13 protein-coding genes and 1 pseudogene are annotated in these 12,220 nt (G+C 62.4%); 6 read left to right on the forward strand and 8 right to left on the reverse strand.

Translation table 11 applies throughout. From position 1 onward, the window contains the following. Together OE647_RS17430 and OE647_RS17435 are read left to right on the forward strand one after the other, a co-directional pair. The coding region (locus OE647_RS17430; protein ID WP_263723045.1) for a transposase at positions 1-194 on the forward strand (194 nt) is incomplete at its 5' end. Between the two features lie 189 nt (positions 195-383). After that, on the forward strand, positions 384-737 hold the full coding sequence (locus OE647_RS17435; RefSeq protein ID WP_263723046.1) for a hypothetical protein: 354 nt from the start codon (positions 384-386) through the stop codon (positions 735-737). An 8-nt stretch (positions 738-745) separates the two neighbouring features. Here OE647_RS17435 and OE647_RS17440 read toward each other — a convergent pair whose 3' ends face one another. After that, a complete protein-coding gene (locus OE647_RS17440; RefSeq protein WP_263723047.1) occupies positions 746-886 on the reverse strand; it encodes a hypothetical protein in 141 nt (46 codons plus the stop codon). A gap of 163 nt (positions 887-1,049) precedes the next feature. On the opposite strand from OE647_RS17440, the gene OE647_RS17445 reads away from it, so the two are divergent. Next, positions 1,050-1,331: a hypothetical protein gene (locus tag OE647_RS17445; RefSeq protein WP_263723048.1), complete on the forward strand. Its 282-nt coding sequence runs from the start codon at positions 1,050-1,052 to the stop codon at positions 1,329-1,331. A gap of 143 nt (positions 1,332-1,474) precedes the next feature. On the opposite strand, the gene OE647_RS17450 is transcribed toward OE647_RS17445, so the two are convergent. Then, positions 1,475-2,434, reverse strand: coding sequence for an IS3 family transposase (locus OE647_RS17450; protein WP_263723049.1), 960 nt, complete (start codon positions 2,432-2,434; stop codon positions 1,475-1,477). A gap of 19 nt (positions 2,435-2,453) precedes the next feature. Here OE647_RS17450 and OE647_RS17455 point away from each other — a divergent pair. After that, positions 2,454-2,712 (forward strand): annotated as a pseudogene (locus OE647_RS17455) (ATP-binding protein); the annotation flags it as partial. Positions 2,713-2,912: 200 nt separating this feature from the next. Here OE647_RS17455 and OE647_RS17460 read toward each other — a convergent pair. From OE647_RS17460 to OE647_RS17485, 6 genes are all read right to left on the reverse strand, one after another. Continuing rightward, positions 2,913-3,776 carry a fumarylacetoacetate hydrolase family protein gene (locus tag OE647_RS17460; protein ID WP_263723050.1) on the reverse strand — a complete coding sequence of 288 codons (864 nt, stop codon included), beginning with the start codon at positions 3,774-3,776 and terminating at the stop codon, positions 2,913-2,915. 148 nt (positions 3,777-3,924) lie between these two features. Beyond that, complete coding sequence (locus tag OE647_RS17465; protein WP_263723051.1) at positions 3,925-5,433, reverse strand: sugar ABC transporter ATP-binding protein; 1,509 nt, start codon at positions 5,431-5,433, stop codon at positions 3,925-3,927. Next, positions 5,430-6,431, reverse strand: coding sequence for an ABC transporter permease (locus tag OE647_RS17470; protein ID WP_263723052.1), 1,002 nt, complete (start codon positions 6,429-6,431; stop codon positions 5,430-5,432). The genes OE647_RS17465 and OE647_RS17470 overlap by 4 nt, the downstream gene beginning before the upstream one ends. Positions 6,432-6,446: 15 nt before the next feature. Further along, entirely contained in the window at positions 6,447-7,421 is a 975-nt protein-coding gene (locus OE647_RS17475) for an ABC transporter permease (RefSeq protein ID WP_263723053.1), read from the reverse strand. 53 nt (positions 7,422-7,474) lie between these two features. After that, positions 7,475-8,263, reverse strand: a complete 789-nt coding sequence (locus OE647_RS17480) for an SDR family oxidoreductase (RefSeq protein ID WP_263723054.1) — start codon at positions 8,261-8,263, stop codon at positions 7,475-7,477. Between the two features lie 80 nt (positions 8,264-8,343). After that, entirely contained in the window at positions 8,344-9,294 is a 951-nt protein-coding gene (locus OE647_RS17485) for a sugar ABC transporter substrate-binding protein (protein ID WP_263723055.1), read from the reverse strand. A 303-nt stretch (positions 9,295-9,597) separates the two neighbouring features. Between OE647_RS17485 and OE647_RS17490 the strand changes: the two genes are divergently transcribed. Both OE647_RS17490 and OE647_RS17495 read left to right on the forward strand, forming a co-directional pair. Further along, positions 9,598-11,346 carry an ABC transporter substrate-binding protein gene (locus OE647_RS17490; protein WP_412174974.1) on the forward strand — a complete coding sequence of 583 codons (1,749 nt, stop codon included), beginning with the start codon at positions 9,598-9,600 and terminating at the stop codon, positions 11,344-11,346. A 16-nt stretch (positions 11,347-11,362) separates the two neighbouring features. After that, a complete protein-coding gene (locus tag OE647_RS17495) occupies positions 11,363-12,172 on the forward strand; it encodes an SDR family NAD(P)-dependent oxidoreductase (RefSeq protein WP_263723057.1) in 810 nt (269 codons plus the stop codon). The last annotated feature ends 48 nt before the right edge of the window (positions 12,173-12,220 follow it).

Below are 12,220 nucleotides of genomic sequence, written 5' to 3' on the forward strand. Positions count from 1 at the left end.
CCTGCATCCCCGGTCGGAAGTCGCGCGGCAAAGCTGTCCGATACGACAAGCCGCGCCATCGCCGCCGCAACCGCATCGAGATCATGTTCGGTCGCCTGAAAGACTGGCGCAGGGTCGCAACCCGCTACGACAGATGCACCAAGACCTTCCCATCCGCCATCGCATTCGCGGCCACCGTCATGTTCTGGCTTTGAAGATCAATGAGTCTGGACCCTGACGACAAGTGACGGCTCTGGTCCATGGTCGGGCCAGCCAATTGATCGCGCTAGTGCTGCGGCGTTCATCGGGGCGACCGTCTGCCAGACGGCCTCTGATCCCGACAGGTCATCCTCCCATTCCATGCTATCCTGCCCCCCACCGGGAACTCGAATGGGAGGGGAGCGATGACACCGGACCAGAGAAACTACGCGTCAATGTCGCGCTCGGATCATTACTTCGCGATCATGCGCACGACGATGTATGTGCTGGCCGCCAACGCGGCCTTCATTCATTTCGGGCCGGGCGGCCACTCGGCCCCGCTGACGATGCTGGCCGTCACCGCCGGTGCCTATGGCATCCTTGCCGGGGGCGTCGCGCTCGATGACATCGCGGCGGTCCGCGACGACATAGACGACGCGATGAAGACCACGAACATGGGCCGGGTGCTGGCGGGGCGGAACATCCCCGCGCTGAAGGCGATCTCGACCGCGCTGATCGGCCTGACCGTGCTCACCGAGCTTTGCGCGATCTTCATCTGAGCGCAGGGTCAGAACAGCCCGTCGCCGCCCTGCTGGTCCTCGACCACCTGGTCGGCGATCACGGCGCCGCCCGCGCCGACGATGACGGCGCCGCAGCCCGATAGCGCGGCAAGCGCGCAGAGCGCCAGGATCATGTGGATGCGCGGCATGGTCTTCTCCCTTCTCTCGCCCGGACAGGGCCCAACGCCGAGGATCTGCGCGCGGGCAAGGCCCCCGACGGGCTTCCCTTAACATAATCTTAACCATTCGCACGCTATCAAGACGCATGAGTATTTCACCCAGGCATTGATGCGTAGCATACTGATCCTATTCTTGCTCTGTAGCTGCGGCGCCTCACCGGCGCCGCAGTTTTTCAATTCGGAACGCCATGAGGTCACGCTGGAGGGCATCGACTTCGTCGTCTTCCGCAAGGGCGACCGGGCGGAGGTCGTGCGTCTGGGCTACCTTGGCAAGCGGGCCCGCGACCCTGTGCCCCGCCTGATGGAAGAGGCGATCGAGCGCACCACGGGCTGCCGGGCGCGCCCCGGGTCGAAGGTCACGGGACTTCCGGGGGACACCGGGGAGGCGCGTTTCGACCTCGACTGCCCGGAGTGATACAGATCATGGCGAAGGACCGCTCCTGACCGCAATGGGCCGCCGCAAACGCGCGCAAGGTGGAAAGGGAGTTCGATGCGTCGCCCCTGGCTTGCCCCCCGGAAGTTCCCTCGCGGTGATGCGGAGCGCGCCCAAATGTGCTCTTATCCCCAACGCTGGGCCGCCCGGAGGCTGAGTTTTCCGGCTTCGCTCAGGGTGACGGGCTGGTGACGCCCCCCCGATTTCGTCAGCATGATCGGAACCTTGTTGCCGATCGCATCATGTGGCCGTTCCTCGTTGTAGTATCTACGCCAAGCCTCCCGCTTTTCGGCGGCATCCGCAAGGGTCATGAAGTTGCCGTTGTCGCGCCATTGGTCCGAGCGACAATGGCGACGCTGGTTCAGGCATTCGGCCCGGAACCGGCCGTTGAACGCTTCGATGAAAGCGTTGTCGGTCGGCTTTCCTGGCCGCGAAAAGTCCAGAACGACGCCGCGCTGAGAGGCCCAAAGACCCATGTCTCGGGACACGAACTCTTTGCCCTGATCAACGCGGATCGTCTTCGGATAGCCTGCCGTCCGGCAGGCCCTGTCGAGCGTCGCCACGACATCTTCCCCGCGATAGCTGTAGCGCACGTCAAGCACCGGGACGTAGCGCGAGAAGGTGTCTACGACGGTCAGGACTCGCAGCTTCTTGCCCGTCGCCAGTTGGTCGTACCCATTCAGCGGGCGAACAGTCCCCCGGACTGTTCGCTGATCCGCTTCATTCCATCGCCCAGACATCGTTCGGGCCAATAGCCTCGACACGGTCATCCCGTACTTGGCCTTCATCCGCCGCTTCGGGGGCTTGTTCCGGAGCTGAAGGTCCAGCTCATTGTAAATCCTACGGGTCTTCCTCATGTTGATCTCCCAGCCTTCCCGGCGCAGCAGCACATGCACACGGCGGTAACCGTAGCGCACGCGTGTCTCTGCGATCTCCTTGATCCGTCGTTCGACGGCTGCCTGGTCGGGGCGCCGGGGCTTGTAGTGGAACGTGGAGGTGTCGAACCGAAGGGCCTCACAAGCCCTGAGGTGCCCCTGGATTTGTAGACGCTTTGCCGCCTTGCTTTGAGCCGAGGAGGCCAGCATTGGGACAAGCAATTACAGTGACGAGTTGGGCTTCGTGCCGCTCTCCAAGACCGGCGCCGAACCTCTCTTCGAAATGATCTCGCAGCGTTAGGAGCGCGGCGCCACACTCATCACCAGAAACCTGCCTTTCGAAGAATGAATCGAAACATTCGGAGCCGAACGCCTGACTGGCGTCACTGCCCGACCGGTCGACACATCATGTCAACACCCTTGAGATGAAAGACGAGAGCTACAGGCTTGCCCAGAGCCGCGTGCGCAAGGCCAAAGCGGCCACCTGATTGCCCACGCCGAGATTGGCCCTTGGGGCCAAAGCGCCAGGGCAAGCGCCAGCTTCTTGGGGAGCGCACGCGCCATGGCGCTTGGAACCCCACCACTGGCCTGGTCTTGCCCCGCCTCGTGGTCGGATTTGTACCCGCCGTCGACAGCGTCGCCTGGCATTCTCGGGGGTGCTGGCCGCCAAGCAGCGCCCCCCTTCACATCACGCCTGCGCCGATGGCAGGACACGGGAGGCCTGTTCGCCCAGACCCGCGATGCCCAGCGTCACGACCTCGCCGCCTTTCAGGTAGCGGGGCGGCTTCTGGCCCATCCCGACCCCCGGGGGCGTTCCCGTGGAAATGATGTCGCCAGGCTGCAAGCTCATGAAGCGGCTGCAATAGGCGATCAGGTGTGGCACCTTGAAGATCAGGGTTGACGTGCTGCCCGATTGCATGCGCTTGCCATCGACATCCAGCCACATGGCAAGGTTGTCGACATCGCTCACCTCGTCCGGCGTGACCAGCCATGGCCCGGTCGGCCCGAATGTGTCGCAGCCCTTGCCCTTGTCCCATGTGCCCGCACGATCGAGCTGGAATTCGCGTTCCGACACGTCGTTGATCACGCAGAAGCCGGCGACGTGGTCCATAGCATCGGCCTCGTCGATATAGATGCCCGGCTTGCCGATCACGACGCCCAGTTCGACCTCCCAATCGGTTCGGACGCTGTCACGGGGGATCTGGATGGGATCGTTTGGCCCGCAGATGGCAGAGGTCCACTTGTTGAAGATGATGGGCTCTGGCGGAATGGGCATTCTGGCCTCTTCGGCGTGATCGGCGTAGTTCAGGCCGATGCAGATGAACTTGCCGACGCCGCCGACGCAGGGTCCAAGCCGCAGGTCCTGTTGCGGGACGCCCTCGACAAGCGGCAGCGATGCAGGATCAAGGTCCCGCAATGCCTTCAGCGCGTCGGGGCGAAGCGTGTCACCGCCGATATCGGCGACCACGCCTGACAGGTCGCGAACCCGGCCCGTGTGATCCAGAAGGCCCGGTTTTTCGGCACTGGGGGCGCCATAGCGCAGAAGTTTCATGGGATCTCCTAATCGTCGGAATTATTCGTATGCACGGCCATTGACGCCAGCGTCCGAGGGGCCCTGCCATTGGCTGCGTCAGACGAGCGGGCGCGAGCGCACGCATCTGGCCTACCTGTCGGCCCGAAACGCGCTGCGCCGCCGGGCATCACGCCGCATGACCGGGCTTGATCCCGGAAATGGCCTGAATGAGGTTATCCTCGGTCACTTCGTCCGAGGTGAACGTGCGCGTAATCCGGCCCGAGTACATGGCGACGATCCGGTCGGAGACGTGCAGAACCTCTGGCATCTCCGAACTGATGACGATCACGGCATAGCCCTGGGCCGCCAGTTCGCGCAGCAGCTTGTGGATTTCGGATTTGCTGCCAACGTCGATGCCCCGGGTGGGTTCGTCCACGATCAGCACGTTTGGATGCATCGACAGCCATTTGCCGATGACGATCTTTTGCTGATTGCCGCCCGACAGGTTGCCAACCCGCTGCTTCCAACTGGGCGTTCGAATGTCCAGACGGTCACGATACTGGTCGAAGATCGCGATCTCCGCCCCTTCGGCAACGAAGGGGCCGGCTTTCAGATCATCCACCTGCGGCAATGTCATGTTGTCGCGGCAATTCATACCGAGGATCAGGCCCTGGCCCTTTCGGTCTTCCGGCACAAGCGAAATTCCCAGCGCGATCGCATCGGCCGGCGAGTGAAGGCGCACTTCCTCGCCATCCAGCAGGATCTGCCCGGCCGAAGGGTCACGCAGGCCAAACAGCGTCTCGGCAATCTCGGTCCGGCCCGCGCCGACAAGGCCGTAGAAACCCACCACCTCGCCCCGGCGCACCTCAAAGCTTACATCCTGATAAAGCGCGCCGCAGCTCAGACCGCGCACTTCCAGCGCGACCGCGCCCAGATCGTGATGCGCGGCGTTCCGGCTAAGGTCCAGCTTGCGCCCGATCATCATCTGCGTGACGGCCTCCTCGTTTGTCTCGGCCGTGACGACCGTGCCCTGATACTGGCCATCGCGCAGGATCGAGATGCGGTCGGTGATCTTGAAGATTTCCTCCATCCGGTGCGAGATGTAGATGATCCCGACGCCATCGGCCTTCAGGTCGGCGATCACGTCGAACAGGACCACCTTTTCGGCATCGGTGAGGGAAGCGGTGGGTTCGTCGAAAATCACCGCCTTGGCATCCACCGTCAGCGCCCGTGCAATCTCGACCATCTGCTGGTTGGCGATCGAAAGATCGCCCACGCGCGTCTTTGCATCGAAACCCACGTTCAGCTTCTTGAGGATCGCGTTGGTCTGCGCGGTCAGCGTGGCCCAATCGACCCGGCCAAAGCTCTTGCGCGGCAGTTCGCCCAGATAGATATTCTCGGCGACCGACAGTTCTTCGGCCAGGCTCAGCTCCTGGTGAATAAACACGATGCCCATCGCCTTGGCCTCAAGCGGGCCGGACATGGTGACTTTCGTGTCGCCCATGTAGATGTCGCCACCGTCCGGCTGGTAGATCCCGCCAAGCACTTTCATCAAGGTGGATTTCCCGGCGCCGTTCTCGCCCATAAGGGCGTGAACCTCCCCCGGCAGGACCGAGAACGAGACGCCGTCCAAGGCGCGTACGCCGGGAAAGGTCTTGACGATGTTGTCGAGGTGAAGAACGGGCGCGGTGGTCATACCTTCAGCTCCTCTTTGCCTTTGACGTTGAGTTGCCGGTCAAGGAACAGCACCGCGATCAGGATCAGACCGATGACAAGGTTCACGGTCGAGGTGTCCGCGCCGATGTGGCCCAACCCCTTGCGCAAGAGCTGGATCGCGATCACGCCGCCGAAAGTGCCGATGACGCTGCCGGCGCCGCCGGTGATCTTGGTGCCACCCAGAACGACGGCGGTGATGACCCACAGTTCGTAAAGCTGGCCGTCGTTGGGGTTCACCGACCCGCTTTCAGAATAGAAGACCACCGCCGACAGCGCCGCCAGAAAGCCGATGATCGCGAAGTTGATCATCATGTGCGGCCCGACACGGATACCGGCATTGACCGCCGCTTCGCGGTTGTCCCCGATGGCATAGGCATTGCGGCCATGGACGGTCCTGGACATGACGAACCAGATCACCAGCGTGACCGCCAGCAGGACCCACGACGCCGTGGCAAGGCCGAGGAATTCCGCCTCGGCGAAATCGACCAAGGTCCAGTTGAGGTGGCTTGTGGGATTCTCGCCGTTGAACATGAAGACGATCCCGCGAAAGCCCAACATCGAGCCCAGCGTGACGATGAAGGCGTCCACGCCGGTCTTCCAGACGATCAGCCCGTTGAGCGCGCCCAGCAGGGTGCCGGCCGTCAGCGCCAGAAGCCAGGCCACCGGGATGACCCAGTCCCCGAGGGCCGCGAAGATCGGCCATGTCATGCTTTCAAGCAGGATGATCGCGGCGATGGCAAAGGTCGCGCCGACGGACAGGTCGATGTTGCCGTTGACCATGACAATGGTCATGCCCATCGCGATGATCCCGATCGGGGCCGACTGCTTGAGAAGCAACAGCATGTTGTCGAAGTCCATGAAGGCCTTGTCCGAGAGCGACAGAAACTCGCCCGCCACGCTGAAAAAAACCAGTTCAAACGCGATGAAGCCCCAGATCGCACCGCTTTTCAGCGCCTTGGACAGTGTACCTTGTTGCATGGTTCGCTCTCCCTCTTACGCGATCGGCGACCAGAGCTTGCCGCGCTTGGCCGCGATGTCGAGCCAGACGGCAAGGATGATGATGACCCAGGTCACCACGAACTGAACGTAGAATTGCAGGCCAAGCAGAAGCAGGCCGTTCTGGATGAAGCCGAGGATCAGCACGCCGATGACGGCCTTGAAGATCGTGCCGGACCCACCCAACAACGATGCGCCGCCCAGGATCACGGCCGCCAGCACCTCCAGTTCCAGGCCCTGACCGACGGTGTTCTGCGAACCCATCGAGCGGCTGGCCTGGATGAGGCCGGCGGTCGCCACGCATGCCGCCGAGATCAGGTAGCATGTAAACACCGTGCGTGCGCGGCGAATGCCCGAGAAAGTGGCGGCGGTGCCGTTGCCGCCGACGGCATAGACCTTGCGGCCGAAGGCTGTCTTGGAAAGGACGGCCCCGAGGAACACCGCAACGGCTATGAAGATCAGGATCGGGACCGGGACACCAAGGGCGGTTCCCTGCCCGAAGGCGCTGAACCAGGTGCCTTCCTTGTCCGCGATATCCATGTTCTGGCCGCCGGAATAGGTCAGCGTCAGACCATGAATCGCGGACAACATCCCCAAGGTCACGATCAGGGAATTGAGCCGGAGGTAGCCCACCAGAAAACCGATGAACGCCCCCAGACCCAGCGTCATGGCGAACATCGCGGGGATGGCCAGGAGCGGTCCGATCTTGTCGTGCAGATCCAGCACCACGATCGTCGAAAAGGACATCATGGAGCCCACGGAGAGATCGAGGTTCCCGCTGATCACCACGAAGGTCACGCCCAAGGCCATGACCCCCAGAATGGCCGACGACCGAACGACGCTGAACAGGTTGTCCACGGACAGGAACTTGGGGTTTGCGATGGTAAAGGCGATCATGAAGACGGCAAAGGCGATCAGGATTCCCTGCTTGGCCAGAACGCTTCCGATCCGTTGCTTGGTCAGTGTTGCCATGATCCCCTCCCTCGGGCCGTTGGCGTTCCGTATCGTCTCCGACAAACGGCCGGTCACACCAAGGTCATGCCCCCGTCGATCATGACGATTTGACCCGTCATGTAATCGCTTTCGCGCGAGGCCAGAAATGTTGTCGTTCCGGTGATATCCTGAGGTGTCGCAACGCGACCTTTCAGGATTGCGGCCGAGAACTCTTCCATTGCCTGCCCCGGGCGTTCGGACGCGCCAATCGCCAGCAGATCCTGATCGACCTGCTCCCACATTTCGGTTGCCACGACGCCGGGCGCGAAACCTGTTACGGTGATATCATGTTTCGCCAGGTCGCGGGCCCCGGATTGCGTCAGCGACACGACCGCGAATTTCGATGCGCAATAGGGGGCGACATTGTCAAACCCCTGACGGCTGGCGATGGACGCCGTGTTGATGATCTTGCCGCCAGTGCCCTGCGCGATCATCTGGCGCGCCGCTTCCTGCATGCCGATCATACAGCCCAGGCCATTGACGCCCATGATGAAATTCCAGTTGTCCTCGGTCACGTCCATGAAGTTCATCGGCTTGTTCACGCCGGCGTTGTTGAACTTCACGTCGAGGCGGCCGAAGGTTTCGACGGTGTGGGCGATCATTGCCCTGACCTGTTCCCGGTTCGTCACGTCGACCGCAGCCGACGTGACCTGCCGATCAAAGCGGCTGCGGTTCGCTTCGGCGACTTCCGCCACCTTTTCACCGTTGATGTCGGCAAAACAGACCTTGGCGCCTTCGATCAGAAGCGCCTCGCCAATCGCGCGTCCAATGCCCTGAGCTGCGCCTGTCACGATGCAGACGCGGTCAGAAACACGTCCCATGCCGTGTCTCCCTGCAAATTTTTTCGTTGGTGGGGGTCTGCAGGGCGCGGACGGGCCGCGCCCAGCACAAGCGGGATGCCTCAGAACACCGGCTTGGTGAAGTCGCCCATGTTGTCCTGGGTGATCTTCGGCGTATCGAAGTAGTTCAGGAACGGAACATCCTTGCCCTCAAGAACGTCGATCGCGGTTTGCAGGGCAGCCTCGGCGTCATCCACCGGCGACTGATAGATCGAGCCCCAGTATTCGCCGCGCTCCATCGCCTCGTAGCCGACGGCAAAGTTGGTGGCGCCGACAAAGATGATGCCTTCGCGACCGGCCGCCTTGGCGGCGTTCAGCGCGCCGACACCCATGTTGTCGTCGCCGGCATAGACGCCGTCGATCTTGTCATACTTCACAAGGAAAGCTTCCATGACCTTCTGCGACTTCTCGCGGTTCCAGTCGCCCGGCTGGGTCTCCACCAGCGTCACGTTCGGGCAAACCTCGGGCAGCCGGTCCTCGAAGCCCTTCGCGCGTTCGATCGCGGTGGTGTAGCCGGGCTGGCCGGAGATCTGAAGGATCTGGGCGGTATCGGCGATGCCCATGGCCTTGAACTTGTCGCACATGATTTCGGCCGAACGCGAGCCCTGGGTGATGTTGTCGGGACCCGAGAAGGACTTGACGAAATCAAAGCCGGCTTCGGCGATGTTCGAGTTGGTCACGATGACCGGAATGCCGGCCTGGTGCGCCTTGCGCACGGCGGGGATCACTGCCTCGCCGTTGGTCGGCCAGATGATGATGGCATTGACGCCCTGCTGGATCAGGTCTTCGACCTGGGCGATCTGGCGGGCCACGTCGCCGCCCGCATCCAACACGACGGCTTCGACATTGGCATTGGCGCCGGCTGCGGCGATGAAGGCCTTTTCGTAGGTCGTTTGGTAGCTGTCCACACCGACGTTGTTCTGCGTGATGCCGATCTTCATGGTGTCGGCCGACGCGGTTCCAGCCAGAGCCAACACAGCCGCGGATGCTGCCAGGCTATTGCGAAGCTTCATTTGGGTATCCTCCCGGATGATGTCGATAGTTGTTTCTATCCCAGGCGCCCCTCCCGGACGCCGGCCATCACTCGGCATTCCGAGCGATTGGCTGGCAGATTGGCGAACTTTCTCCGGCAATGACGCGGTAAATATTTCCATTTTGGATATTATTTTTATCAAAACGGATATTTTTGCGATACGACTTGACCATCACCTTGGACATTTTCGGAGGATGGTTTCGTGACCGAGGCCAACCCACACAGACCGGGCAGCCCGACAAGCCCGCGAACGCGCCACACAGCAAAAAGCACCAACGCCAAAATGAACGCCATGGGAAGACATAGTCAAAGCAGCCCGGTTTCGCCACAGGCGCAGACCGAGATGCTCGAGATTCTGTCTTTTGTGAACGAATTCAGCGACGAGTTGGAAAGTGCGCTGGATATCATCGCGCCCAACGCGCCTCTGCGCATGGCGCTGCACCTGCTGGAGGGGCATTTCGAGGGCAAGACCGTCACGCCGACCTCTTTGATCAGCGCGAGCCGCGCCCCCTATGCGACCGCAAATCGGCGTATGAAAGAGATGGTCGAGGATGGCCTGATCGAACTGCGCCCGCGGACCAGGACCGGCAAGACCTTTTCGATGCATCCCAGCGAAAAGCTTCTGTCTCAATGGGTTCAGCTTTCCAGCCGGTTGCGCCGTCTTTCGGAAAGCCGATTCGGAGGGCAGACCAGCCCGCAGGGCACCCGTGACTACTATTTCGGCGGCAGCTATGCGGCGGCGCAATCCATCCCGCCGCTGCGCGTGCGCAAGGACCCGCTGAAGGTGCCAGGCGGTATCCGTGTCCTGGTGCATGGCGATCCCACCTTCATGGTGATGGAAAATCTCAAGCGGCAGTTCGAACAGGTCGTCGGCACCGAGATCAGCCAGCGCGCCTTTTCGATCGACCGGCTGCGCGAAGAGGCGCTGCGCAATGCTAAACGCGAGGTCAGCCGCTACGACATCGTCGCAGTGGACCTTCCCTGGATTGGCGAGTTTGCCGACAAGGGTGTGCTGATGCCGCTGGATCAGGTCATGGACCTGGCGCGGCTCGACCCGGCCGATTTCCATACGGCGGGCTGGAAGGCGGCGCATTGGGATGGCCGCGCCTATGGCGTGCCCGCCCAGACCACGCCCGAGTTGCTGTTCTATCGCCGCGACATGTTCGCCGAAGCCGGGCTGGAGCCACCCGCCACGACCGACGACCTGTTGCACGCCGCAAGGGTCCTTCACAATCCGCGCCGCGGCCAGCATGGCATCGCCTGGAACGCCGCGCGGGGGACCGCGCTTGGCCATACGGTGTTGATGACCCTCGCCGATTTCGGTCAGCCGATCCTCGATCTGCCCAGGATCGCCGGCGGTTTCGACACCGATCATCTGGCCACGGGGGCCTACCGGGCGACGATCGACACCGAAGCCGGTCTGCAAGCGGCAGAGTTCCTCATGGAACTTCTGAAGTATTCGCCGCCCGACATTCTGTCGATGTCCTGGTACGAGCGGATCCGGCCCTATGCCGCGGGCACTATCGCGATGGCCTATGGCTACACCCTGCTGGCGCCGTATTTCGAGTTGGACGAAAGCTCTCCCGCCCATGGGCAGACGGGCTACCTGCCGCACCCTGCGGGGCCCGGCGCCAGCCCGGTTGCGCCGGTTGGCGGCTACGTCATGGGCATACCGGCAAATCTGTCGCCCGACCGGATACCCGCCGCGGTCGAGGCGCTGACCGTCTTCACCTCGCCCGAGGCACAGAAGCTTTACGTGCAGAACGGAAGCCGGACCAATCCGCGCTATTCCGTCGGCGCCGATCCGGAGGTGCGCCGGATGTCGTCGATCTTCGAGGCTGTCGACGGAATGTCCTGGCGCGACGAGTTGCAGTTCTGGCCCCGCCCGCCCGTGCCCGAGATCTGCGGCATCATCCAGATCTGCGGCGAGGAATTCCACGACATGCTGCGCGGGATCACATCCCCGCGCGAAGCTTTGCGCAAGGCCCAGGACCGGGCCGACGCGCTGATACCACCCAACAGGACACCGTAATACCGAGGAGGAAGACATGGACCCCAATCGTCTGACAGGTAAGAATATTCTGATCACCGGCGCCGGTCGCGGCATGGGTGCGGCCAATGCCGAGGCCTTCGCGGCGCAAGGCGCCAATGTCTGTCTTGGGGACCTTGATCTGGACGAGGCGCAAAAGGTCGCCGACCGCATCAACGCCGCGGGCAACGGCAAGGCGATCGCCGTCCGCATGGATGTGACGAAGCGTGAGGACAATGCCGTCGCGGTGGCGGCCACGGTCGCGGCCTTCGGGTCGGTCAACGTAGGTCTTTTCAATGCGGGCCTGAACAAACCCCGGTTCTTCATGGATATCGACGAAGACAACTGGGACATGATCATGAACGTCAACACCAAGGCGATGTGGCTGGGCATGCAGGAGACCGCCCGCCAGATGATCGCCCAGGGCCCGATGGAGGATCATCCCTACAAGCTGATCAACGTGGGCTCCATCGCTTCGCGCAAGCCGCTGGTGGACGTGACCGTCTACTGCACCTCGAAATACGGCTGTCTGGCGCTAACCCATTGCGGCGCGGTCGGCCTGGCCGAGCACAACATCACCGTCAACGGCTACGCGCCGGGCGTCGTTGTCACCCCGCTCTGGGAGCAGCTCGACAAGGATCTGGTCGATATCGGCTTCAAGCAACGCGAAGGCCAAGCCTATGACGACATCGTCCGCGACGCGCTTCAGATCAAGCGCGTGTCCTACCCCAAGGACATCGTCGGCACCGCGTCCTTCCTTGCCAGCGATGACAGCGACTACATGACCGGTCAGATGATCCACATCGACGGGGGCTGGTGCATCCAGTAGCACGCCCCTTTCCCGCAGAAATTCAACCTTTGAACGGGTGCAACTTGC

It is taken from the genome of Albidovulum sediminicola (assembly GCF_025751575.1).
GTDB lineage: Bacteria > Pseudomonadota > Alphaproteobacteria > Rhodobacterales > Rhodobacteraceae > Albidovulum > Albidovulum sediminicola.

Excerpts from the sequence above, each read along its gene's own strand:
- OE647_RS17470 (WP_263723052.1), bottom strand. The coding sequence starts at position 6,431 with ATGCAACAAGGTACACTGTCCAAGGCGCTGAAAAGCGGTGCGATCTGG.
- OE647_RS17465 (WP_263723051.1), bottom strand. The coding sequence starts at position 5,433 with ATGACCACCGCGCCCGTTCTTCACCTCGACAACATCGTCAAGACCTTT.
- OE647_RS17475 (WP_263723053.1), bottom strand. The coding sequence starts at position 7,421 with ATGGCAACACTGACCAAGCAACGGATCGGAAGCGTTCTGGCCAAGCAG.
- OE647_RS17490 (WP_412174974.1), top strand. The coding sequence starts at position 9,598 with ATGAACGCCATGGGAAGACATAGTCAAAGCAGCCCGGTTTCGCCACAG.
- OE647_RS17485 (WP_263723055.1), bottom strand. The coding sequence starts at position 9,294 with ATGAAGCTTCGCAATAGCCTGGCAGCATCCGCGGCTGTGTTGGCTCTG.
- OE647_RS17440 (WP_263723047.1), bottom strand. The coding sequence starts at position 886 with ATGCCGCGCATCCACATGATCCTGGCGCTCTGCGCGCTTGCCGCGCTA.
- OE647_RS17495 (WP_263723057.1), top strand. The coding sequence starts at position 11,363 with ATGGACCCCAATCGTCTGACAGGTAAGAATATTCTGATCACCGGCGCC.
- OE647_RS17460 (WP_263723050.1), bottom strand. The coding sequence starts at position 3,776 with ATGAAACTTCTGCGCTATGGCGCCCCCAGTGCCGAAAAACCGGGCCTT.
- OE647_RS17450 (WP_263723049.1), bottom strand. The coding sequence starts at position 2,434 with ATGCTGGCCTCCTCGGCTCAAAGCAAGGCGGCAAAGCGTCTACAAATC.
- OE647_RS17480 (WP_263723054.1), bottom strand. The coding sequence starts at position 8,263 with ATGGGACGTGTTTCTGACCGCGTCTGCATCGTGACAGGCGCAGCTCAG.
- OE647_RS17435 (WP_263723046.1), top strand. The coding sequence starts at position 384 with ATGACACCGGACCAGAGAAACTACGCGTCAATGTCGCGCTCGGATCAT.